Origin of the sequence: Methylomonas koyamae, assembly GCF_019669905.1 — a bacterium.
GTDB classification, from domain to species: Bacteria; Pseudomonadota; Gammaproteobacteria; order Methylococcales; family Methylomonadaceae; genus Methylomonas; species Methylomonas koyamae.
This window is the reverse complement of sequence record NZ_AP019777.1, coordinates 4671370-4691093: the sequence shown is the minus strand read 5'-3', so window position 1 is coordinate 4691093 and position 19724 is coordinate 4671370. Positions and strand designations below refer to the sequence as shown.

Sequence of the window (19724 nt, the reverse complement as noted above, 5' to 3'; positions counted from 1 at the left end):
GGGCCGCCGCATGAAATTGACGGATGCCGACTTTAAATTGCTCTGTTGCCTGGTGCTGATCGCGCTGATTCTGGGCTGGCTCAATGGCTCCGCGATTGCCGCCGAGCTGACTTTGCATAGCAACAATGTTAACCGGGAACAAACCGATGCTGTCTAGGACAACTAAGTGGGCCTTCGGCCTGTTATTACTGCCGGCGTTGGCCCAAGCCTGGTGGAATGCCGACTGGAGTTCGCGGCGGCAGGTGGCGGTGGACGCGTCGGCGACCGGGGCGGACGTGCAGGAGACCCTGAGCGAGGTGCCGGTGCTGGTGCGGCTGCACGCCGGCAACTTCGGCTACTTTGCCGAACTGGCCGACAACGGCCGCGACTTTCGCGCCTTGAAAGACGAGCAAAGCCCGCTGGCCTACCAGGTCGAGCAAGTCGATGCGTTGAGCGAGATCGGATTGGTCTGGGTCAAGCTGCCGCAAGTGCGCGGCGGCGTGTCCACCGACGACTTCTGGCTCTACTACGGCAACGCCAACGCCAACGCCCCGGACGCTTCGGATAGCAACAGCCTGTACGACGTGGCCCAAGGCCTGGTCTACCACTTCGATGCGTCCGAGACGTTGCCGCAAGACGCCACCGCCTACGGCTCCCACGCCGCCGATTCCAAAGCCGCGATCCAGGCCGCCGGCTGGATCGGCGCCGCCGCCCAATTCACCGGCGCCGGCCCGATTACCGTCAACCCGGCGCCGCAACTGGCGCTGGATCCCAGCAAAGGCTGGACCTTCACCACCTGGTTGAAGATCGACCAGGCCAACCCGGCCGCGACCGTGCTCAGCGCCCAAGCCCCCGGCCTGGACCTGCGTCTGAACCTGCAAGGCAACGCCCTGACCGCCGTGGCCGGCAGCGCTAGCACCCCGGCCGCGTCACTGACTTTGGGCAAATGGCAACATGTGGCCCTGGTGCTGCGCCCGGAAACCCTGGCCGCCTACACCGGCGCCAAAGCCGCCGAAAACCCCAACAGCTACGCCCCGCCGCAAATCGTCGAACTCTACCTGGACGGCGTCCCGGTCGGCAGCGTCAAAACCCAACTCGCCGCCGGCCAACCGAGCATCCGCCTGGGCGACAACTACCAAGGCTGGCTCGACGAAGTCCAAATCGCCGCCACCGCCCGCAGCGCCGACTGGCTCAAATTTGCCTACCGCAGCCAAAGCCCCGACTTTGCCGTACTCAGCTTCGGCCAGGACGAATCCAACGGCAGCGGCGACGCCGGCCACTTCATGGTCATTGTGCAAAACGTCACCGTCGACGGCTGGGTCGTCATCGGTCTGACCCTGATCATGCTGATCGTGGCCGTCATCGTCATGGTCAGCAAAACCTTAGTCATCAACCGCATCGGCAAAGACAACCGCGCCTTCCTGGCGCAATACCGCCAGCTCGACCCGAACACGCTCGGCGCGCTGGATCAGGCCGAAACCGCCGAAGAACACGAACTGGCCGACTCCGATTGGCTGACCGCCCTGGTCGGCAAACACGACCACTTCCAAAGTTCGGTGCTCTACCACCTGTACCACACCGCGATCCAGGAACTGAACAAACTGCAAGGCGGTGCCGACCAAGTGGTGACCCGCGAAGCCTGGGACTACCTGCGGGTCAAACTGGATAGCCAGATCGTCCACGAAGGCCAACGCCTGAACAAACACATGGTGCTGCTGACCATCGCCATCGCCGGCGGCCCGTTTTTAGGCCTGCTCGGCACCGTAGTCGGCGTCATGATCACCTTTGCCGCCATCGCCGCCAGCGGCGACGTCAACATCAACTCCATCGCTCCCGGTATCGCCGCCGCCTTGCTGGCCACCGTCGCCGGCCTGGCCGTCGCCATCCCGGCGCTGTTTGCCTACAACTACCTGCTGACCCAGATCAAAGACATCAGCGCCGGCATGCGCGTGTTCAGCGACGAATTTCTGGCCCTGTTATCGATGCGCGCCGCCCGCCAGGCCGCCGCCCATCAAACCAACGCCCGCTAAGCCAGGAGACGCAACATGAAAGTCGAAGAAGAAGGCAAAGTTTACGACGACATCAACATCACGCCGATGCTGGACGTGGCCTACGTGCTGTTACTGATCTTCATCATCATGACCACCGCCACCGTGCAGGGCATTACCGTCAACCTGCCCAAGGCCAGCAGCACGCCCAGCCTGTCCAAACCCAAGACCAAGGCGATTTCGATCACCCCGGACGGCAGCGTTTATCTCGACACCTACCCGGTGTCGTTGCAAGAACTGGAAACCCGGCTGGCGCAATACAAGGCGGCGACGCCGGACCTGCCGGTGGTGGTCAAGGCCGACGCCAGCGTGCAGTACCAGAAGGTGATCGAGGTCTTGGACATTGTGACTCGGTTGCAGATTAGTCAGTTGGGGTTGGTGACGCAGAAGTTAGTGAAGTGAGCAGTGGCTGGATTGCGATAGGCATTTGACGGAGAGGTGTCGCTGGCGCGACGGCTGGATTGAATGTCGGTTCCCGCACCGACAAGCGGGTTTCTTTCTTTTGCTCGGCCAAAAGAAAGAAACCAAAGAAAAGGCCGCCCCGCTGCCGCTTTGATCCTGCGCGCCGTCGGGTTTGAACGGGGTTTTCGGAAGGGCTATCCCTAGCCCTCCGAAAACGCGATGCATCCCTGCATCGCCCCTGCGGGCTGATCCGTTCAAACCCGCCGGTGCTCGGCGCGGCAAAGGGGGCAACGGTGCCTCCCGATATTTGAAATAACTCTCGGTAGGCCGGAATAAGTGAAACGTTTCCGGCAAGGCTTAAACGATTGGTGACGCCTATTGGTTCGCCGGGGCAGATCGCCGACTTCGGCTTCAGCAGGACGTAGGGTGGGCACGGTTTATGTGCCCACGCGGAATGGCGCGATGCGTGCCGTGGACACCAATAGCGCCCACGCGGAATCAAACCGGCGCGGAATCAAACCGGGGGAAAACCAGGCCGGGTATCGGCCGGATGGATTGGAGAACACGGCGCACTGGGCGTTGTGGCGACGACTGATTGAAACGAGATGACAAACAAATACGCCTGGCTGCGGCGCTTGCCGGTGGTGTTGGGGATAGGGTTGAGCCTGTTGATTGCGCTGGGCGTGTGGTGGTTGGCGGACAAGTTCGAGAAGCCGCCGCAGACCAAAAAGCAAGTGCAGCAGATCACGATGATCCAGCCGCCGCCTCCGCCACCCCCACCGCCGGAGCAAGCGCCGCCTCCGCCGGAAGAGATCAAAGAAGAAAAGATCGAGCAGCCCGAGCCGGAACCCGAGCCCGAACCTTCGCCGGAGCCGGACGAAGCGCCGCCGGCCGAAGACCTGGGCGTGGATGCCGACGGCACCGCCGGCAGCGACGGCTTTGGCCTGCAAGCCCGCAAGGGCGGCCGCTCGATCCTGGGCGGTGGCGGCGGCAACGCCATCCTCTGGTACGGCGGCCAGATCCAGCGCCAGGTCGAGACCGGCCTGCAAAACCTGCTGACCGACACCCCGGCCGCGCAAGCCGGCTACAGCGTGATCCTGGAAATCTGGGTCGGCCCGGACGGCCGCATCAGCCGCAGTGAATTGGCCGGCGGCAGCGGTAAGGCCGACATCGACCAAGCCCTGCGTGCGGCCTTGCCGCGGCTGCGGGCCAGCGTCGGCCGGCCGCCGCCGGAGAGCATGCCGCAGCCGATTCGGATACGGTTGAGTTCGAGGGTTTAAGCAATAGTGCTTCAGCTCTTGGTAGGGCATGGCGTTGTGTCGCTGGCGCGACGGCTGATTTTAATGTCGGTTCCCGCACCGACAAGCGGGTTTCTTTCTTTTGCTCGGCCAAAAGAAAGAAACCAAAGAAAAGGCCGCCCCGCTGCCGCTTGAATCCTGCGCGCCGTCGGGTTTGGCAAGGGTTTTCGGAAGGGGCTTCCTGCCCCTCCGAAAACGCGCGGCCTCCCTGCCGCGCCCCTGACGGGCTGATCTTGCCAAACCCGCCGGTGCTCGGCGCGGCAAAGGGGAGCAACCGGCGAACCGGTATTCAATCGTTGTGGCGGTAGCGAAGCCTTTAAAAACCCCGCGTCCGATTGCGCTGGGGGCAATCGGACCGATCCAGACAGAAGATTTACCCGTGTTGTTCGGTGAGTCTGCCGGTAGTGGGAGGGTTTTATCTCCCGTTTGCCGCGCCGAGCACCGCCGCTTTTATCGAGAATTGCCCGAAGGGGTGCGGCAGGGATGCCGCACGGCGGCGGAGGGGCTGGGAAGCCCCTTCTGCCGGCCCTCGATAAAAGCGGTGGAGCGCAGGGAATAAGCGGCATCCGGGTGGCCTTTCTTTTGGTGGCTTTTCTTTGGCCAAACAAAGAAAAGCCACTCGGCTGTCGGGCCGAGACCCGACATTAAAAAAGCTTCGCGCTAGCGAAACCTTAAAAACACAGGCGTCCGATGACGCCGACGCGAATCGGACTTACATGAGCTACTTCGGCTAGCGAACTATTGAAAACCAAGCAATAACCGAAAAACCAAAATGAATACCGTAAGCAAATCCCTGGCCCTGGTTTTGACCGGCAGCCTGACCGCCAGCGCCGGCGCGGCGCAAGCCGCCACTCCGGCCCCGGCCGACGCCGTGATTCCGGTCAAGAAATCCACCCTGGTCAACCTGGTCGACCTGCTGGTGCAGCGCGGCGTGATTAACCAAGATGAAGGCCAAGGCCTGGTGCAGGCCGCCGAACAGGAAGCGGTCGCCGCGCAGGCCAAAGCCGAATCGGCCAATGCCGCGCGCGCTGCTAATCCGGCCGGCAATAGCGGAACCTCGGCTACGGCCACCCCGGACGCCGCCCAAACCGCGGCCGACTGGGCCGGCGAGCCGGCCAATGTTGCGGGTAAAACCGGCAAAACCAAACACGTCGCTTACGTGCCCGAGTTCGTCAAAAAAGAAATCCGCGACCAGGTCCGCGCCGAACTGAAGGCCGAGGTGTTGCAGGACGTGAAGCGCGACGCCAAAGACGAAGGCTGGGGCATTCCCGGCGCGTTGCCGGAGTGGGTGGCGGCGATCCATCCCAGCTTCGATATCCGTATCCGTTTCGCCGACGAGTTCTACGGTAAAGAAAACGCCGGCGGGGTCGAGAACGTCGGCCTCGATGCGGCCGGCAACTTCGTCGGCCCCTACAACTGGCTGGCCATCAACCGTGCCGCCACCGGCAACCAGGCCGGCTTGACCACCCAGGTCTCGCTGAACCCGAACGAGGCCATCATTAACAACCAAAAAGACCGGCTGCGGCTACGCGAACGCTTCCGTCTCGGCTTCGAAGCCAACCTGGCCGACGGTTTGAAAGCCGGGGTGCGCTTTGCCACCAGCAACATCAACAACCCCGTCTCGAACGACCAGACCCTGGGCAACACCGGCCAGTCCTACCAGTTCGCCATCGACCGCGCCTATCTGCAATACGATTTCCTGGACGAACGTAAGACCAACTGGTTTAGCTTGTATGCCGGCCGCATCATCAATCCGTTCCTGTCCACCGACGTGGTGTTCGACCCGGATTTGAGTTTCGAAGGCGTGGCCGGCAGCTTCCGCTTGCCGTTCAATCGCGGCAGCAACAAACTGGCCGGCTACAAAACGCCGAACCCGACCGCCCGCTTCGGCATCAACCAGGGCCAGCAGACCCCGGACAGCCTGTTCGTCACGCTGGGCGTATTCCCGTTGCAGGACATCGACGTCTCGGTCAACGACAAATGGTTGTATGCCGGCCAGGTCGGCGCCGACTGGCTGGTGTGGCAGGACTCGCGGTTGAATCTGGCCGCGTCGTATTACGAATTCCACAACGTCCAGGCCCGGCGCAATCCGGTCGGCAGCCATGCCTACGACTGGACCGCACCGCAGTTCGTGCAGAAGGGCAACTCGATGGTGGCGATCAGCGACGCCAACACCTTGCTGCCCAACTGCACCGACACGGTGGGCTGCTTGTTCGGCCTGGCCTCCGAATTCAAGGTGTTCAATGCCACGGCCATGTTCGATTACGCCGGCTTCGGCGACACCCACGTGCTGTTCACCGCCGATTATGCCCAAAACCTGGGCTTCAACCGGCAGAAAATCCTCAGCCAGTTCGGCACCGCCTTCGCCAGCACCGACCTGCAACCGCGCACCAAGGCCTACCAGGTGCGGGTCGACGTCGGCGTGCCGGAACTGCGGCGCTGGGCCGACTGGAACGTCAACCTGGCTTATCGCTACGTGCAGCGCGACGCGGTGCTGGACGCCTTCACCGACTCGATCTTCCACCAGGGCGGTACCGATGCCAAGGGCTGGGTGATGGGCCTGCAATACGGCCTGGCCAAAAGCACCTGGCTCAACCTGCGCTGGTTCAGCACCGACGCCATCGACGGTCCCCGCTACAGCATCGACACCGTCAACGTCGATTTGAATGCGCGGTTCTAGGAGGGCAGGCGATGGCTAAGCAACAACCCTGGCGCTGGATTTATGTCCCGCCGTTATGCCTGCTACTGCTGTTGGCCGGCATTGAAACCAGTGACGCCGAACCCAAAGCCGCCGTCCCCGGCGGCGACGCGATCAAAAAGGCCCAAGGCCTGATCCGCCAGCTCAGCCAGGAAAAGCAAGCGCTGGAAGCCGAGAAAGCGGCCTGGCTCAACGAAAAGGCCGGTCTGGAAGCCAAGCTGAAAAGCCTGGAAGCCGCCGTGGCGCAACTGGCGCCGCTGCAAGGCGAAGTCGCGCGCTATAAAAACGGCTTGGAAGCGGTCAAAACCAGCCTGGAAAGCCAGCTCAGCCAGCAGCGCCAGCGCGAACAGGCCCTGGTGCAAAAACACAACGATGTGGTGGCCAAAGCCCGCGCCATTCGCGACGACAACCAATTGTTGGTGCAGGCGGTGCAGGAACGGGAGCAGTGGATCGGCCAATGCGGCCAACTGAACCAACAGTTGCGCGAGCTGAACCAAAAAGTGGTCGAGCAATACGAACAGAAAGGCCTGTGGCAGCAACTGGCGGAACTGGAACCGCTCACCGGCATCGCCAAGGTCGACAGCCAAAACCGGGCCGAGGCATACCGTTATCAGCTCAAGCAGTTGAAAGTGACGCCGTTCGAGGCCGGTGCGGCGTTAGCGGCCGGCCAGGCCGCGGCCGAGCCGGCGCAGGAAGCGTCAGAGCCCATCGACACCGCCACCCGCGCCGAGCCTGGCGCCGATAGCGCCGGCGGGCAGCCGGCAGAAGCGGCCAGCGCAACCGCAGCGTCCTCAGCCGCAGTGCCGCTGGGTGACAGCGAATCCGCAGTGGCATCGCCACAAACGCCTGTCAATCGGGGGGCTGGGCAATGAAACGCTGCCAACCGTTAACGCCGGCCTGGCTGGCCGCCTGCTGTCTGCTCGCTAGCGCAGCCGATGCCGCGCCGCCGCCGGCGCCAACGCCGCCCGGCGAGGCCGCCCGCGGCGACAGCGCGGCCGCAGCCGGTACCGGAAAGGACGCCGCCGACACCGCCACGCAATGGGCCGGCGAAGCGCAGCCGCGCTTCGACGTGCTGGACTTTCAGATCGACGGCAACAGCCTGCTCGACGACGAAACTCTGGAACAGGCGGTGTATCCCTATCTGGGGCCGGAGAAAACCGTGGCCGATGTGGAACAGGCCCGGGCCGCGCTGGAGCAGGCCTACCGCGCCGCCGGTTACCCGACCGTGGTGGTGTCGATCCCGGAACAGGACGTCAACGAGGCCAGCGTCAGGCTGCAAGTGGTGGAGGGCAGTATCGAGACCTTGCACATCAGCGGTTCGCGCTATTTCGACTTGGGCAAGATCCGCGCCGGGGTGCCAGCCCTGGCCGAGGGCCGGGCGCCGCATATGCCGCAGGTGCAGGAACAGATCAACGCGCTGGCCAAGCAATCCGGCGACCGCTCGATCACGCCGGTGTTCCGCGCCGGCTCGACCCCGGGCAAGATGGAAGTGGAACTGAAGGTCAAGGACGAACTGCCGCTGCACGGCAGTCTGGAGCTGAACAGCCGCAACTCGGAACATACCAGCTACACCCGGCTGCAAGGCAGCTTGCGCTACGACAACCTGTGGCAGAAGTTCCACAGTGCTTCGGTGCAATACCAGGTCTCGCCGCAAAACGCCGAAGAAGTCGAAGTCTGGTCCGGCACCTACGTGCTGCCGACCGGCTGGGCCGACACCCGGCTGGCGCTGTACGGCATCGGCATCAGCTCCAGCACCCAGCTCGGCGTCAACGTCGGCGGCCTGTCGGTGGTCGGCGCCGGTTCCATCTACGGCGCCCGCCTGGTGAAACCGCTGGACGGCGCCAGCGACGGCGTGCTGCACAGCCTCAACTTCGGCGTGGATTACAAGAGCTTCGACCAGCAGATCGCCCAGTTCGCCGGCAGCGGCAGCCCGATCAGCTACGCCGCCTTCGTCGCCGGTTACGACGGCGTCCGCCGCGGCGACGGTTATGCCAGCAGCCTGAACCTGAGCGGCCACTTCAGCTTCCGCGGCCTGGGCAACGACGCCGAGCAGTTCGAAAGCAAACGCGCCGGCGCCACGCCCAATTTCCTCTACCTGACCGCCGAGCTGAAACACCAACAGCAACTGCCGGGAGACTTTCGGCTGCAAGCCCGCGCCGGCGGCCAGGCCAGCATGGCGAAACTGATCAGCAACGAACAGTTCTCGGCCGGCGGCCCGCTCAGCGTCAGGGGCTACCACCAGACCCAGGTGCTGGGCGACCACGGCGTCAACCTGTCGCTGGAGCTGTACAGCCCGCACCTGCTGCCGAATGAGATCGACACCGCGCAAAACCTGCGCCTGCTCGGCTTCATCGACTGGGCCCACCTGTGGACCGATGCGCCGATTGCACCGACCCCGGCCAGCGAAACCCTGGCCGCGGCCGGCATCGGCCTCAGGCTGCAACTGCTGAAACGCCTGAGCGGCGAACTGGACTGGGCCTACCCGTTCCATTCCCACGGCACCGTCGACATCGGACAACAACGCCTCGATTTTAGGATGGCTTATGAGTTTTGAGGGGGCGGCCGAATATTGCATTGCGGCAGATACTATTTAGAATTAAAGCGGTCGGCGATGTATCATGCCAACCCTTAGTCGTTTTCGTCCGTTGCCAAGCCATGAAACCTACCAAGACCGATGCGGATGCCCTGCTGCCGCAATTAAAAATCACGGTACGCCTGATGCATAACCAGGAAATTGCGATGGGGCCGGGTAAGGCGGAACTGCTGGCGGCTATTCGCAAAACCGGCTCCATCATGGCGGCAGGTAAGTCCATGAACATGAGTTACCGTCGGGCCTGGCTGCTGGTGGACGTGATGAACCGCAGCTTCGCGGAGCCGTTGGTGCATGCCGCGAAAGGCGGCCGCCACGGCGGCGGCACGGTGCTGACGCCGATGGGAGAACAGGTTCTGGAGCAATATTTGAAAATGGTCGATGCCGTCAACCATTCCGCCAACGCCTATCTGCCGCTGTTCTCCGGCATGATGGCTAACAAACAGGACGCCATACCGCTCGAGGACGAAATACCGGAACAGCGAACGGCCGGTTGAAATTGCCGCCAAGAATCAATAGACCAACCATCTTCACCACCTGCATGAACATTTCTTTCGAAATCGTCCCTAGAAGCCTGGCGGCTTTTGACGAACAATACGCCTTTGTGCAAACCCTGAGCGGCGGCATCAACATTATCAACGTGCCGGACATCCAGCGCTTCGACACCCGCAGTTGGCAGTTGGCAACCCGCATCGACCGCGATAAATACCGCTTCATTCCGCATTTCCGGGCCATCGACTTCAAAATCGAAAGCGGCGAATTGTTCCGCATCATCGAGGAATACGGCCTGGACAGCGTCTTGCTGGTAACCGGCGATCCGCCCGAGGGCTTGAAACGGGCGTTTTACAATACCGACGTGGTCGATTTGATTCGCGCCGTGCGCAGCCGCTTTCCGGAGTTGAACATTTACGCCGGTTTCGACCCGCATCGCCAGGGCTTGCAGGACGAGTGCGACTATATCTGGCGCAAGGCCGATGCCGGTGCCACCGGTTTTTTCTCACAGCCGTTTTACGATCCGCGCATGGTCGAGATTTATGCCGAGCATATGCAAGGCCTGGAAACCTACATCGGCATCAGTCCGATCACGACCCAGGCCTCGCAAAACTACTGGGAAGTGAAAAACCGGGTCAAATTCCCGAAGAGTTTTCGCCCGGATTACGACTGGAACGTCGAGTTCGCCAATAATCTGATCGCCACTGCCGCCGAGACCGGTTTGCACGTCTATTTCATGCCGATCCGGATCGATTTGGCCAAATATTTTCAGCGGATCCGTTTCGATACGGCGCAATAACGCCAGCCGCGGCGAGTTCGGGCCGGTTCCTCATGACCTTTGCCCCTTCAGCGCTTAGAATAAGCCGGTCGCAACTCCATCCATCAAGTCCATGAAAATCGTCTCCTGGAACGTTAACGGCATTCGCGCCGTGCAAGGCAAAGGTTTTGCCGAAACTCTGGCTCGAATCGACGCCGATTGCATCTTGCTGCAAGAAACCAAGGCCCAGGAAGATCAGGTCGCCCAAGCCTTGGCCGGCATAGACGGTTACCACGTTCACGCCAATTCGGCCGAGCGCAAGGGCTATTCCGGCGTCGCGCTGCTGTGCCGGCAGCAGCCTTTGCAGATTCTGCGCGACATCGGCCAGACCGATCACGATTCGGAAGGTCGGGTTATCGCCGCAGAATACGAAGGTTTTTATTTGGTCAACGTTTATGTCCCCAATTCCGGCGACGGCTTATCCCGGCTGGATTACCGGCAAACCTGGGACCAAGCATTCGCTGATTATCTGGCCGACTTGCAAAGCCGCAAGCCGGTCATCGTCGGCGGCGACTTCAACGTCGCCCACCAAGCCATCGACATCGCCCGGCCCAAGGCCAACTACAACAAATCGGCCGGCTATACCCAGGCCGAGATCGACGGCTTCGGCGGCATTCTGGGGCGCGGTCTGGTTGATAGCTTCCGCCATTTCCACCCCGACACGGTGGCATACAGTTGGTGGAGTTACCGCGCCAACGCCCGCGAAAAGAACATCGGTTGGCGGATCGACTATATGCTGGCCAGCGAGCCGTTGCTGCCGAGCATAAGCAGCGCCTTCATCCTGCCGGAAATCGCCGGCTCCGACCACTGCCCGGTCGGCATCGAGATCAAGCCGGCTTAAAGCCGAGTGTTAGCCGCGCTACACGCTCACCGCGAACAGTTGCTGGCTTGCCGGCGCTGTCCGGACATGGTCGGGCCGGTGGTATGCTGCCAGCCGGTGTTGTCGAAGGTGATGCTGATCGGCCAGGCGCCCGGCGGCAAGGAAGGCCAGTTCGGCAAACCGTTCGCCTGGACCGCCGGCAAAACCTTATTCGGCTGGTTCGGCCGGCTGGGACTAAGCGAAGAGCAGGTCCGGCAACGGCTGTACATGGCGGCGGTGTGCCGTTGCTTCCCCGGCAAACAGGCCGGCGGCGGCGACCGGGTGCCGAACCCGGCCGAAATCGACCATTGTGCGGCATGGCTGCGTGCCGAAATCGAGCTATTGCAACCGCAATTGATCATTCCGGTCGGCAAACTGGCGATCCGGCAATGGTTGCAGGCCGACAAGCTCAGCGAGGTGATCGGCAAGCAATTTCGGGTCGAGGCCTACGGCCACGTCGCCGACCTGATCCCGCTGCCGCACCCGTCCGGCGCCTCGACCTGGCACCGGACCGAGCCGGGCATCGGTTTGCTGGCCGAGGCCCTGGCGGCGATCGAGCGCCATCCGGCCTGGCAAGCTATCCGACCAAACGATTGATGCCGCTGACCAGCGCCTTGATCGAGGCCGTGACCAAGTTGTCGTCGATACCGACGCCGTAGCCAGTACGCGAGTCCGGTCCGGCCAGTTCGACGAAGGCGCAGGCCTGGGCATCGCCGCCGTGGTGGCTGGGGCCGAGCGAGCGTTCTTCATAACTGCGGATGGTGACAGCGTAGTCCAGCGCCGCCAACGCGGCGACCGCCGCATCCAGCGGGCCGTTGCCTGCGCCAACCAAACACCGCGCTACGCCGCGCCAATGCAGATCCAATTCAATCCGCTGGCCGCCGGCGCTATCGCTCAAGCGGTGGCCGAGGTAAAGCAGCGGTGCGTTCGCCTCCAAATACGCGGCCTTGAACAAGCGCCAGATTTGCGCGTGGCCGATTTCGCCGCCTTCCGCATCGGCCTGGCGCTGAACCACTTGCGCGAATTCCACCTGCAACCGGCGCGGCAACACCAGGCCGTAGTGGTTTTCCAGTAAATGGGCAATGCCGCCCTTGCCGGACTGGCTGTTAACCCGGATCACCGCGTCGTAGCCGCGGCCGACGTCGGCCGGATCGAACGGCAAATACGGCACGTTCCACACAGCGTCCGCCGTTTGCGCGGTGAAGCCTTTCTTGATCGCGTCCTGATGCGAACCGGAAAACGCCGTGAACACCAAGTCGCCGGCGTAAGGCTGGCGCGGCGGTACCGTCAAACCGGTACAGGCTTCGAAACTGCGCGCCACCGCGTCGATGTCGGAAAAATCCAGGCCCGGCGCGATGCCCTGGGTGTACAAATTCAAGGCCAAGGTCACCAAGTCGACGTTGCCGGTACGCTCGCCGTTGCCGAACAAACAGCCTTCGACCCGTTCCGCCCCGGCCATCAGCGCCAATTCGGCGGCGGCCACCGCTGTACCCCGGTCGTTGTGCGGATGCACGCTCAACACCACGCTGTCGCGGCGAGCGATGCGGCGGTGCATCCATTCGATCTGGTCGGCATAGACGTTCGGCGTTGCGTTTTCCACCGAGGACGGCAGGTTCAAAATCAGCTTGTTATCCGGCGTCGCACCCCAGGCTTCGACCACCGCGTCGGCCACTGCCAGCGCGTAATCCAGCTCGGTGGCAGTGAAAGTTTCCAGGCTATATTGCAAACGCCAATCGGTGTCCGGTTGCGCGGCGGTCAAGTCCTTGACCAAGCGCACTGCATCGACCGCCATCGCCAGCACTTCAGCTTGGCTCATGCCCAATACCAGCTCGCGGAACGGTTGCGAGGTGGCGTTGACGATATGCACGATTGCGCTGCGGGCGCCGCGCAAGCTGTCGACGGTGCGGCGCAACAGCGGCGCGCGGGCATGGCTCAGTACTTCTATTGTCACGTCGTCCGGAATTCGGTGTTCGGTAATCAGTTGGCGGACGAAGTCGAAATCGGTCTGCGACGCCGACGGAAACGCCACTTCGATTTGTTTGAAACCGATGCCGCACAGCGTCTCGAATAAGCGCAATTTGCGCGCGGCATTCATCGGCTCGAACAAAGCCTGGTTGCCGTCGCGCAAGTCGGTGCTCATCCAGATCGGTGCACGGGTGATGCTGCGGTTGGGCCATTGCCGGTCGGCCAACGCGACCGGCGGGAACGGGCGGTATTTCAAAGAAGGGTTGCTTAACATCGCTGGTCTCCTGCGTTTCGGTTGGCGATACGATAGGCCAAATCGACGCGCAGGCGATTGCGTTGTTAGTCTTGATTGAACGATAAATTGGAGGAATATTGCCAATTTAATTTCATATGTTTAAATTAATTGTGCATTTTTAAGATTGAGCGGAATTTTATGGAATTGGATCGCTACGACCGGCAGATTTTGGAGATTTTGCAAACGGACGGCCGGATCAGCAATCAGGAATTGGCCGACCGCATCGGCCTGTCGCCGTCGCCGTGTTTGCGCCGAGTGCGGGCGCTGGAGGAGGCCGGCCTGATCGTCGGCTATCGGGCATTGCTGGATGCCAAGGCCTTGGGCCTCAGCCTGACGGCCTTAATCCAGATTTCGATGGACCGGCATACGCCGGAGCGCTTTGCTTCTTTCGAAGTCGCCGTCGCCGAAATTCCGGAAGTCATGGAATGCCTGTTGATTACCGGCCAGGCCGCCGATTACCAGCTCAAGGTCGCGGTCAAGGATTTGGACGCTTACCAGGAATTGCTGCTGAAACGCATCACCGGCATTCCCGGTGTCAGCGGCGTGCATTCCAGCTTCGTATTGCGCCGAGTCGTCGATAAGACGGCGTTTGCGGTGGGCGCCGCGGGATAAAACCGGCCGCGGCCGGATTCGTCAGCGCTGCAGAAAATTCCTGAGCATGTCGTGGCCATGCTCGGTCAGAATCGACTCGGGGTGGAATTGCACGCCTTCGATGTCCAGGGTTTTGTGGCGCACGCCCATGATTTCGTCGATATTGCCGGCGTCGTCCTGGGTCCAGGCCGTCACTTCCAGACAATCCGGCAGCGTGGCCTGTTCGATGACCAACGAGTGGTAGCGGGTGGCGGTGAACGGGTTGCTCAAGCCTTTGAACACGCCCAAATCTTTGTGATACACCGGCGACACCTTGCCGTGCATGATCTGCTTGGCGTGGATGATGTTGCCGCCGAAGGCGTAGCCTATGCTCTGGTGACCCAGACAAACGCCCAGGATCGGGTATTTGCCGGCGTAGCGGTGGATGGTTTCTACAGAAATGCCGGCTTCTTTGGGTGTGCAGGGGCCGGGGGAAATGACGATTTTGTCCGGACGCAACCCTTCGATATCCTCCACCGTGACTTCGTCGTTGCGTACCACCACCACCTGGGCGCCGAGTTCGCCGAAATATTGCACCAGGTTGTAGGTGAAGGAATCGTAGTTGTCGACCATCACCAATCTGACGCCGCTCATGCTTTGCCTCCGAGGCCGGCTTCGGCCATGCTGACGGCGCGGAATACCGCGCGGCCTTTGTTCATTGTTTCATCCCATTCGTTGCGCGGAATCGAGTCGTAGACGATGCCGGCGCCGGCTTGAATGTGCAGGGTTTGATCCTTGATGACGGCGGTGCGGATCGCAATCGCGGTATCCAGATTGCCGGACCAGGAAATGTAACCGACCGCGCCGGAATAAATGCCGCGCTTGACCGGCTCCAATTCGTCGATGATTTCCATCGCCCGAATCTTGGGCGCGCCGCTAACGGTGCCGGCCGGAAAAGTCGCCGCCAACACGTCGAAGGCATTCTTGCCTTCCTGCAACTCGCCGGTGACATTCGAAACGATGTGCATCACGTGCGAATAGCGTTCGACGATCATTTTATCGGTCAGTTTGACGCTGCCGATTTTGGCGACCCGGCCGGTATCGTTGCGGCCCAGGTCGATCAGCATCAGATGCTCGGCGATTTCTTTCGGATCGGCGAGCAGTTCTTTTTCCAGCTCCAGATCCTGCTCGTGGGTTTCGCCGCGTTTGCGGGTGCCGGCAATCGGCCTGACCGTGACTTCGTTGTCTTCCAGTCGTACCAAAATTTCCGGCGACGAGCCGACCACGTGCAAATCGCCCAGATTCATGAAAAACATGTACGGCGACGGATTCAGGCAACGCAAAGCCCGGTACAAATCCAGCGGCGCGGCCTGGAACGGAATCGACATCCGCTGCGACAACACTACCTGCATGCAATCGCCGTCGGTGATGTATTGTTTGACTTTCATGACCGCGTCTTCGAATCCCTGTTGGGTAAAGCCGGAGACGAAGTCGGCTTCCTGCACGTGCTTGGTCGCGGCGTGCGGTTGCGGGTGGGCGTGCGGCTTGCGCAACTTTTCCACCAGCCGATCCAAACGGGCCTTGGCGTTATGGTAAGCGTTATCGTGGGCCGGGTCGGCGTGAGTCAATAACAGCATCTTGCCGGACAGGTTGTCGAACACCAGCAAATCCTGGGATACCATCAACAGAATGTCCGGCGCGCCGATCGGATCGGGTTTGGCCGACGCTTGCAACCGCGGCTCGATGTAACCGATGGTCTCGTAACCGAAGTAACCGACCAGGCCGCCGTTGAAACGCGGCAGACCGGGCACGTCCGGCACTTTATATTGTTGGCGGAATTCTTCTATCCACTGTAACGGTTGGCTATGCTCGAAGGCTTCGCTGTCGGCGCCCTCAGCCTCGACCGTTATCCGCTTGCCGCTGATTTTGATCCGGGTATGGCAAGGCAGACCGATGATAGAGTAACGCCCCCATTGTTCGCCGCCATGCACCGATTCGAACAGATAAGAATAGGCGCCGTCGGCCAGCTTCAAATAAGCGCTGAGCGGCGTGTCCAGGTCGGCTAAAACTTCGCGCCAGACCGGGATGCGGTTATAGCCCTGTTGGGCGTAATCGGCAAATTGGGCGGGTGTCATCGGTGGAACTCGAAATGGGGCGGCCAGGCCGCGGACAATCAAGCCGCGATTGTAACCCACAACGCGACGGGCGGCGAACGCCAACGCCGGCTTGCCGCGAATTGGCAGCCGATCGGCTAGAATGGCAGGTTTTTGGGACGGGATAGCACGAATGAAACTGGCGACTTTTCTGGACAACGGCGAACGCAAAATCGGTGCGGTAGTAGGCGAACAGGTGATAGCGGCAGGCGCCGGTTTGCCCAACGACATGTTGGAGTTTCTGGCGGCGGGCGCGTCGGCGCAACGGGCGTTACAGGCCTTGATCGATAGCGGCGCTGCCGGCAAGTCGTTGGCTGAGGTGCAATTGCTGGCGCCGATCCCGCGTCCCGGCAAATTGTTGGGCGTGGGTTTGAATTACGCCGACCATATCGGCGAAACCGGTCTGGAAAAGCCGGAATACCCGACGTTTTTTACCAAGCAAGGCACCTGCGTGATCGGCCCCGGTGCGGCGATCCACCTGCCGCCGGTTTCGGATAAAGTCGATTACGAAGGCGAGCTGGCGCTGGTCATCGGCAAACGCTGCAAAAACGTCTCCGCCGAACGCGCCAACGCAGTGATTGCCGGCTATACCATTTGCAACGACGTCACGGTGCGCGACTGGCAGGCCCGTACGCCGACCTGGACCCTGGGCAAGTCGTTCGATACCCACGGCCCGCTCGGCCCGTGGCTGGTCACCGCCGACGAAATCGCCGATCCGCATAATCTGAGCCTGAAAACTTGGGTCGACGCCGAATTGCGCCAAAACGCCAACACCGGCGAGATGATTTTCAATTGCTACGAGTTGATCGCTTATCTGAGCCAAGTCATGACCCTGGAACCCGGCGACGTGATCAGCACCGGCACGCCGGCCGGTGTCGGCGTGAAGATGAAACCGCGCGGTTATTTGAAGCCGGGACAAATCGTGCGCATCGAAATCGAAGGCATCGGCACGTTGACCAATCCGGTCGCCGTGGAGCCGGAGAATTATTTGGCCGGACCGCAAGTTTAAGCACCGATTAAGTCTGCCTCGGTAAGCTGAAGCCAACTTAAATCAAGAGGGCCCAACAGCCAAGAGGCAGTCATGAAAACCTTAAGAGTCGTCGTTATTTCGATCCTAGCCATTGCCGTGTCGGGTTGCGCGACCGGCTATTACCAACGCGGCTATTCGAGTTACGGTTACGGCTCCGGTTACTCGACTCCGGGTTATTACCAAAGTTACGGTTCGAGCTATTACACCCCGAGCACGACCATCACTTACGGCCGCTACTACCTGCCTCAAGGCCGAGTTCACGACCATCGCGACCACCATGACTGGCGCCGGCCCGATTTCGACCGTCACGACGACCGTCGCGGCGACTGGGGCAGGCGTTCGCCGGACCACGATAGGCACGATCAGCAGCCGGACCGCTCTTCCTGGCGCGGAAACTCGTTGATGGCGCGGCCGGAACCGGCCGAAGCCGGTGGCCGCAGGGAATGGCGCGAGCGCGGCAACGGCGATAGCCGGCCGGGCGGTTGGCGCGGACGCCGCGACCGGTAGCCGCGGCGCAGGGTTTACAACTCGATCCGAATCCCCAACTCGATCACGCGTTCGACCGGGATTTTGAAATACTCGATCGCGCTGCTGGAATTGTGAGTCAGGAAACTGAACAGCGAGCGTCGCCATTTCGGCATCGGACTTTTGCGGCGGAATGACAGCCGCTCGCTACCGATAAAAAACGACACGGTTTTCTGGTTGATATCCAGGCCTTCGTGACAGCAAAGTTGCAAGGCACGACGGACGTCCTGCTCTTCCTGAAAGCCGAAATACAACTTGACCCGGTAAAAATTGCCGCTGTCGCCGAACGAGCGGATTTTGACCCGCTGCGCCTCTTCCACGTAAGGCTCCTCGCGAGTGACGATGGTCAGTACGATCACTTTCTCGTGAATGACGTGATTGTGCTCCAGGTTGTGCAGCAAAACCTGCGGCACGCCGTGCACGTTGCGCGCCATATAAATCGCGGTACCGGGTACGGTGGCCGGCGGCCGGTCGCGCAAGCGCTCTTCCAAATCCTCGAACAATACCCGGCGTTCGTCCAGATAGCGCGCCAGCAGTTGTTTGCCCTTGATCCAGGTGGTCATCACCAAGAACAGCACGGTACCGACCACCAGCGGCAGCCAGCCGCCGTGCGGAATTTTCAGGCTGTTGGAGGACAGAAACAGCAAGTCGATGATCAAGAACGTCGAAAGAAACAGAATGCTGGTGGGCTTGTTCCATTGCCACAAGCCCTGGATCACGATGAACGCCAATATCGTGTCGACGATCATGGTGCCGGTCACGGCGATGCCGTAAGCCGAGGCGAGTGCCGACGAAGATTTAAAGCTGAGTACCAAAATGAACACCGACACCATCAACAGCCAGTTGATGGTCGGCACGAATACTTGGCCCATTTCGTCGCCGGAAGTATGGCGAATGTTCATCCGCGGGCAATAGCCCAACTGGATGGCTTGGCGGGTGACGGAAAAGGCGCCGGAAATCACGGCTTGCGATGCGATCACGGTGGACAGCGTAGCCAGAACCAACAACGGATAAGATGCCCACTGCGGCGCCATCAAAAAGAACGGATTCTCCACCGCCTTCGGGTTGCCGATCAACAAGGCGCCCTGGCCCAGATAATTCAACAACAGCGCCGGGAACACGAAACCGAACCAAGCATAGCGGATCGGTTTCAAACCGAAATGGCCCATGTCGGCGTACAGTGCCTCGGCGCCGGTAATCGCCAGCACCACGGCTCCCATGATGACAAAGCCTTTCCAGCCGATTTCGAGCAGCAGATTCGCGGCGTAATAAGGATTGATTGCCATCAGCACGTCCGGATGCTGGACGATATTGACGATGCCGAGCAGGGCCAGGGCTGCAAACCAAAAACACATCACCGGCGCAAACATGCGGCCGACCCGGCCCGTACCTTTGGCCTGGATGATGAACAGCATGGCCAACACCAGGATCGTGATCGGCGTAACAAAGCTCTCCAGCCTGGGGGCGACGATCCGCAAACCCTCCACGGCACTCAGCACTGAAATGGCCGGCGTGATCATGCTGTCGCCGTAGAACAGCGCCGCCCCGAGCAAGCCTATCGTGACGATGAACAGCTTGCGCTCCGTGTTGTCTTTGGAGCCGTGCAAAGCCAGCGCCATCAAAGCCATAATCCCGCCTTCGCCCTTATTGTCCGCGCGCATGATGAAGATGGCGTATTTGGTCGTCACCACCAGCGTGATGGCCCAGAAAATCAGCGACAACACGCCTAGCACGTGAACCGTATCGGTAGGCAAGCCGCCGTGAAATACCTCTTTAATGGCATATAACGGGCTGGTGCCTATATCGCCGAATACGACGCCGATGGCGCTAAAGGCCAACGCAGCGATTTGCTCCTTGGTCTGGGATTGTTTTGCGGGCATAGAAAAAATCGGAAAGAAGGGAGGACGGGCTTGAAAATTATGCCACAGTTCGCGATTTTGCCGCCAATGGCAAAGGATGGTAGTGGGGATTTAAGGTTCTGAAACGTCTTAGTCTATATTCGG

18 protein-coding genes are annotated in these 19724 nt (G+C 61.0%); 14 read left to right on the top strand and 4 right to left on the bottom strand.

What is annotated here, in order from left to right:
- The first annotated feature begins 10 nt into the window (after nt 1–10).
- From MKFW12EY_RS21140 to MKFW12EY_RS21090, 11 genes are all read left to right on the top strand, one after another.
- Entirely contained in the window at nt 11–157 is a 147-nt protein-coding gene (locus tag MKFW12EY_RS21140; protein ID WP_157198258.1) for a hypothetical protein, read from the top strand.
- Nucleotides 147–2009 (top strand): DUF2341 domain-containing protein, encoded by a 1863-nt coding sequence (locus MKFW12EY_RS21135; protein ID WP_221053716.1) that lies wholly within the window; start codon nt 147–149, stop codon nt 2007–2009. The genes MKFW12EY_RS21140 and MKFW12EY_RS21135 overlap by 11 nt, the downstream gene beginning before the upstream one ends.
- A gap of 15 nt (nt 2010–2024) precedes the next feature.
- Nucleotides 2025–2429, top strand: coding sequence for an ExbD/TolR family protein (locus tag MKFW12EY_RS21130; RefSeq protein ID WP_064021505.1), 405 nt, complete (start codon nt 2025–2027; stop codon nt 2427–2429).
- Nucleotides 2430–3034: 605 nt separating this feature from the next.
- Nucleotides 3035–3709 carry a TonB C-terminal domain-containing protein gene (locus MKFW12EY_RS21125; protein ID WP_221053715.1) on the top strand — a complete coding sequence of 225 codons (675 nt, stop codon included), beginning with the start codon at nt 3035–3037 and terminating at the stop codon, nt 3707–3709.
- Between the two features lie 790 nt (nt 3710–4499).
- Nucleotides 4500–6407, top strand: coding sequence for a putative porin (locus tag MKFW12EY_RS21120; protein ID WP_054763733.1), 1908 nt, complete (start codon nt 4500–4502; stop codon nt 6405–6407).
- A gap of 11 nt (nt 6408–6418) precedes the next feature.
- Nucleotides 6419–7297 (top strand): hypothetical protein, encoded by an 879-nt coding sequence (locus MKFW12EY_RS21115; protein ID WP_221053714.1) that lies wholly within the window; start codon nt 6419–6421, stop codon nt 7295–7297.
- A complete protein-coding gene (locus MKFW12EY_RS21110) occupies nt 7294–8979 on the top strand; it encodes a ShlB/FhaC/HecB family hemolysin secretion/activation protein (protein ID WP_221053713.1) in 1686 nt (561 codons plus the stop codon). The genes MKFW12EY_RS21115 and MKFW12EY_RS21110 overlap by 4 nt, the downstream gene beginning before the upstream one ends.
- A gap of 101 nt (nt 8980–9080) precedes the next feature.
- Nucleotides 9081–9512, top strand: coding sequence for a winged helix-turn-helix domain-containing protein (locus tag MKFW12EY_RS21105; protein ID WP_245006381.1), 432 nt, complete (start codon nt 9081–9083; stop codon nt 9510–9512).
- Nucleotides 9513–9556: 44 nt separating this feature from the next.
- On the top strand, nt 9557–10306 hold the full coding sequence (locus MKFW12EY_RS21100) for a methylenetetrahydrofolate reductase (RefSeq protein ID WP_054763358.1): 750 nt from the start codon (nt 9557–9559) through the stop codon (nt 10304–10306).
- Nucleotides 10307–10397: 91 nt separating this feature from the next.
- On the top strand, nt 10398–11165 hold the full coding sequence (locus MKFW12EY_RS21095) for an exodeoxyribonuclease III (RefSeq protein ID WP_054763357.1): 768 nt from the start codon (nt 10398–10400) through the stop codon (nt 11163–11165).
- Between the two features lie 6 nt (nt 11166–11171).
- A complete protein-coding gene (locus tag MKFW12EY_RS21090; RefSeq protein ID WP_425334033.1) occupies nt 11172–11780 on the top strand; it encodes a uracil-DNA glycosylase family protein in 609 nt (202 codons plus the stop codon).
- On the opposite strand, the gene leuA is transcribed toward MKFW12EY_RS21090, so the two are convergent.
- On the bottom strand, nt 11761–13422 hold the full coding sequence (gene leuA, locus MKFW12EY_RS21085; RefSeq protein ID WP_221053712.1) for a 2-isopropylmalate synthase: 1662 nt from the start codon (nt 13420–13422) through the stop codon (nt 11761–11763). The two genes, MKFW12EY_RS21090 and leuA, sit on opposite strands and share 20 nt — an antisense overlap.
- 159 nt (nt 13423–13581) lie before the next feature.
- On the opposite strand from leuA, the gene MKFW12EY_RS21080 reads away from it, so the two are divergent.
- Nucleotides 13582–14055: an Lrp/AsnC family transcriptional regulator gene (locus tag MKFW12EY_RS21080; protein WP_221053711.1), complete on the top strand. Its 474-nt coding sequence runs from the start codon at nt 13582–13584 to the stop codon at nt 14053–14055.
- 21 nt (nt 14056–14076) lie between these two features.
- Here MKFW12EY_RS21080 and MKFW12EY_RS21075 read toward each other — a convergent pair whose 3' ends face one another.
- Together MKFW12EY_RS21075 and trpE are read right to left on the bottom strand one after the other, a co-directional pair.
- On the bottom strand, nt 14077–14667 hold the full coding sequence (locus MKFW12EY_RS21075; protein WP_054763356.1) for an anthranilate synthase component II: 591 nt from the start codon (nt 14665–14667) through the stop codon (nt 14077–14079).
- On the bottom strand, nt 14664–16148 hold the full coding sequence (gene trpE / locus MKFW12EY_RS21070) for an anthranilate synthase component I (RefSeq protein ID WP_054763359.1): 1485 nt from the start codon (nt 16146–16148) through the stop codon (nt 14664–14666). Before trpE ends, MKFW12EY_RS21075 begins: the two co-directional genes overlap by 4 nt.
- 151 nt (nt 16149–16299) lie before the next feature.
- Here trpE and MKFW12EY_RS21065 point away from each other — a divergent pair, with 151 nt between their 5' ends.
- Together MKFW12EY_RS21065 and MKFW12EY_RS21060 are read left to right on the top strand one after the other, a co-directional pair.
- The gene (locus tag MKFW12EY_RS21065; RefSeq protein WP_054763355.1) at nt 16300–17175 is read left to right on the top strand and encodes a fumarylacetoacetate hydrolase family protein; all 876 of its coding nucleotides are present in this window, start codon (nt 16300–16302) and stop codon (nt 17173–17175) included.
- A 72-nt stretch (nt 17176–17247) separates the two neighbouring features.
- Entirely contained in the window at nt 17248–17703 is a 456-nt protein-coding gene (locus MKFW12EY_RS21060) for a hypothetical protein (RefSeq protein WP_064024094.1), read from the top strand.
- A 14-nt stretch (nt 17704–17717) separates the two neighbouring features.
- Here the strand turns inward: MKFW12EY_RS21060 and MKFW12EY_RS21055 are convergent, their stop codons facing one another.
- On the bottom strand, nt 17718–19601 hold the full coding sequence (locus MKFW12EY_RS21055; protein ID WP_221053710.1) for a potassium transporter Kup: 1884 nt from the start codon (nt 19599–19601) through the stop codon (nt 17718–17720).
- Between the last annotated feature and the right edge of the window lie 123 nt (nt 19602–19724).

Coding starts and splice junctions, on each gene's coding strand:
- MKFW12EY_RS21140 (WP_157198258.1), top strand. CDS start 11: ATGAAATTGACGGATGCCGACTTTAAATTGCTCTGTTGCCTGGTGCTG.
- MKFW12EY_RS21135 (WP_221053716.1), top strand. CDS start 147: ATGCTGTCTAGGACAACTAAGTGGGCCTTCGGCCTGTTATTACTGCCG.
- MKFW12EY_RS21130 (WP_064021505.1), top strand. CDS start 2,025: ATGAAAGTCGAAGAAGAAGGCAAAGTTTACGACGACATCAACATCACG.
- MKFW12EY_RS21125 (WP_221053715.1), top strand. CDS start 3,035: ATGACAAACAAATACGCCTGGCTGCGGCGCTTGCCGGTGGTGTTGGGG.
- MKFW12EY_RS21120 (WP_054763733.1), top strand. CDS start 4,500: ATGAATACCGTAAGCAAATCCCTGGCCCTGGTTTTGACCGGCAGCCTG.
- MKFW12EY_RS21115 (WP_221053714.1), top strand. CDS start 6,419: ATGGCTAAGCAACAACCCTGGCGCTGGATTTATGTCCCGCCGTTATGC.
- MKFW12EY_RS21110 (WP_221053713.1), top strand. CDS start 7,294: ATGAAACGCTGCCAACCGTTAACGCCGGCCTGGCTGGCCGCCTGCTGT.
- MKFW12EY_RS21105 (WP_245006381.1), top strand. CDS start 9,081: ATGAAACCTACCAAGACCGATGCGGATGCCCTGCTGCCGCAATTAAAA.
- MKFW12EY_RS21100 (WP_054763358.1), top strand. CDS start 9,557: ATGAACATTTCTTTCGAAATCGTCCCTAGAAGCCTGGCGGCTTTTGAC.
- MKFW12EY_RS21095 (WP_054763357.1), top strand. CDS start 10,398: ATGAAAATCGTCTCCTGGAACGTTAACGGCATTCGCGCCGTGCAAGGC.
- leuA (WP_221053712.1), bottom strand. CDS start 13,422: ATGTTAAGCAACCCTTCTTTGAAATACCGCCCGTTCCCGCCGGTCGCG.
- MKFW12EY_RS21080 (WP_221053711.1), top strand. CDS start 13,582: ATGGAATTGGATCGCTACGACCGGCAGATTTTGGAGATTTTGCAAACG.
- MKFW12EY_RS21075 (WP_054763356.1), bottom strand. CDS start 14,667: ATGAGCGGCGTCAGATTGGTGATGGTCGACAACTACGATTCCTTCACC.
- trpE (WP_054763359.1), bottom strand. CDS start 16,148: ATGACACCCGCCCAATTTGCCGATTACGCCCAACAGGGCTATAACCGC.
- MKFW12EY_RS21065 (WP_054763355.1), top strand. CDS start 16,300: ATGAAACTGGCGACTTTTCTGGACAACGGCGAACGCAAAATCGGTGCG.
- MKFW12EY_RS21060 (WP_064024094.1), top strand. CDS start 17,248: ATGAAAACCTTAAGAGTCGTCGTTATTTCGATCCTAGCCATTGCCGTG.
- MKFW12EY_RS21055 (WP_221053710.1), bottom strand. CDS start 19,601: ATGCCCGCAAAACAATCCCAGACCAAGGAGCAAATCGCTGCGTTGGCC.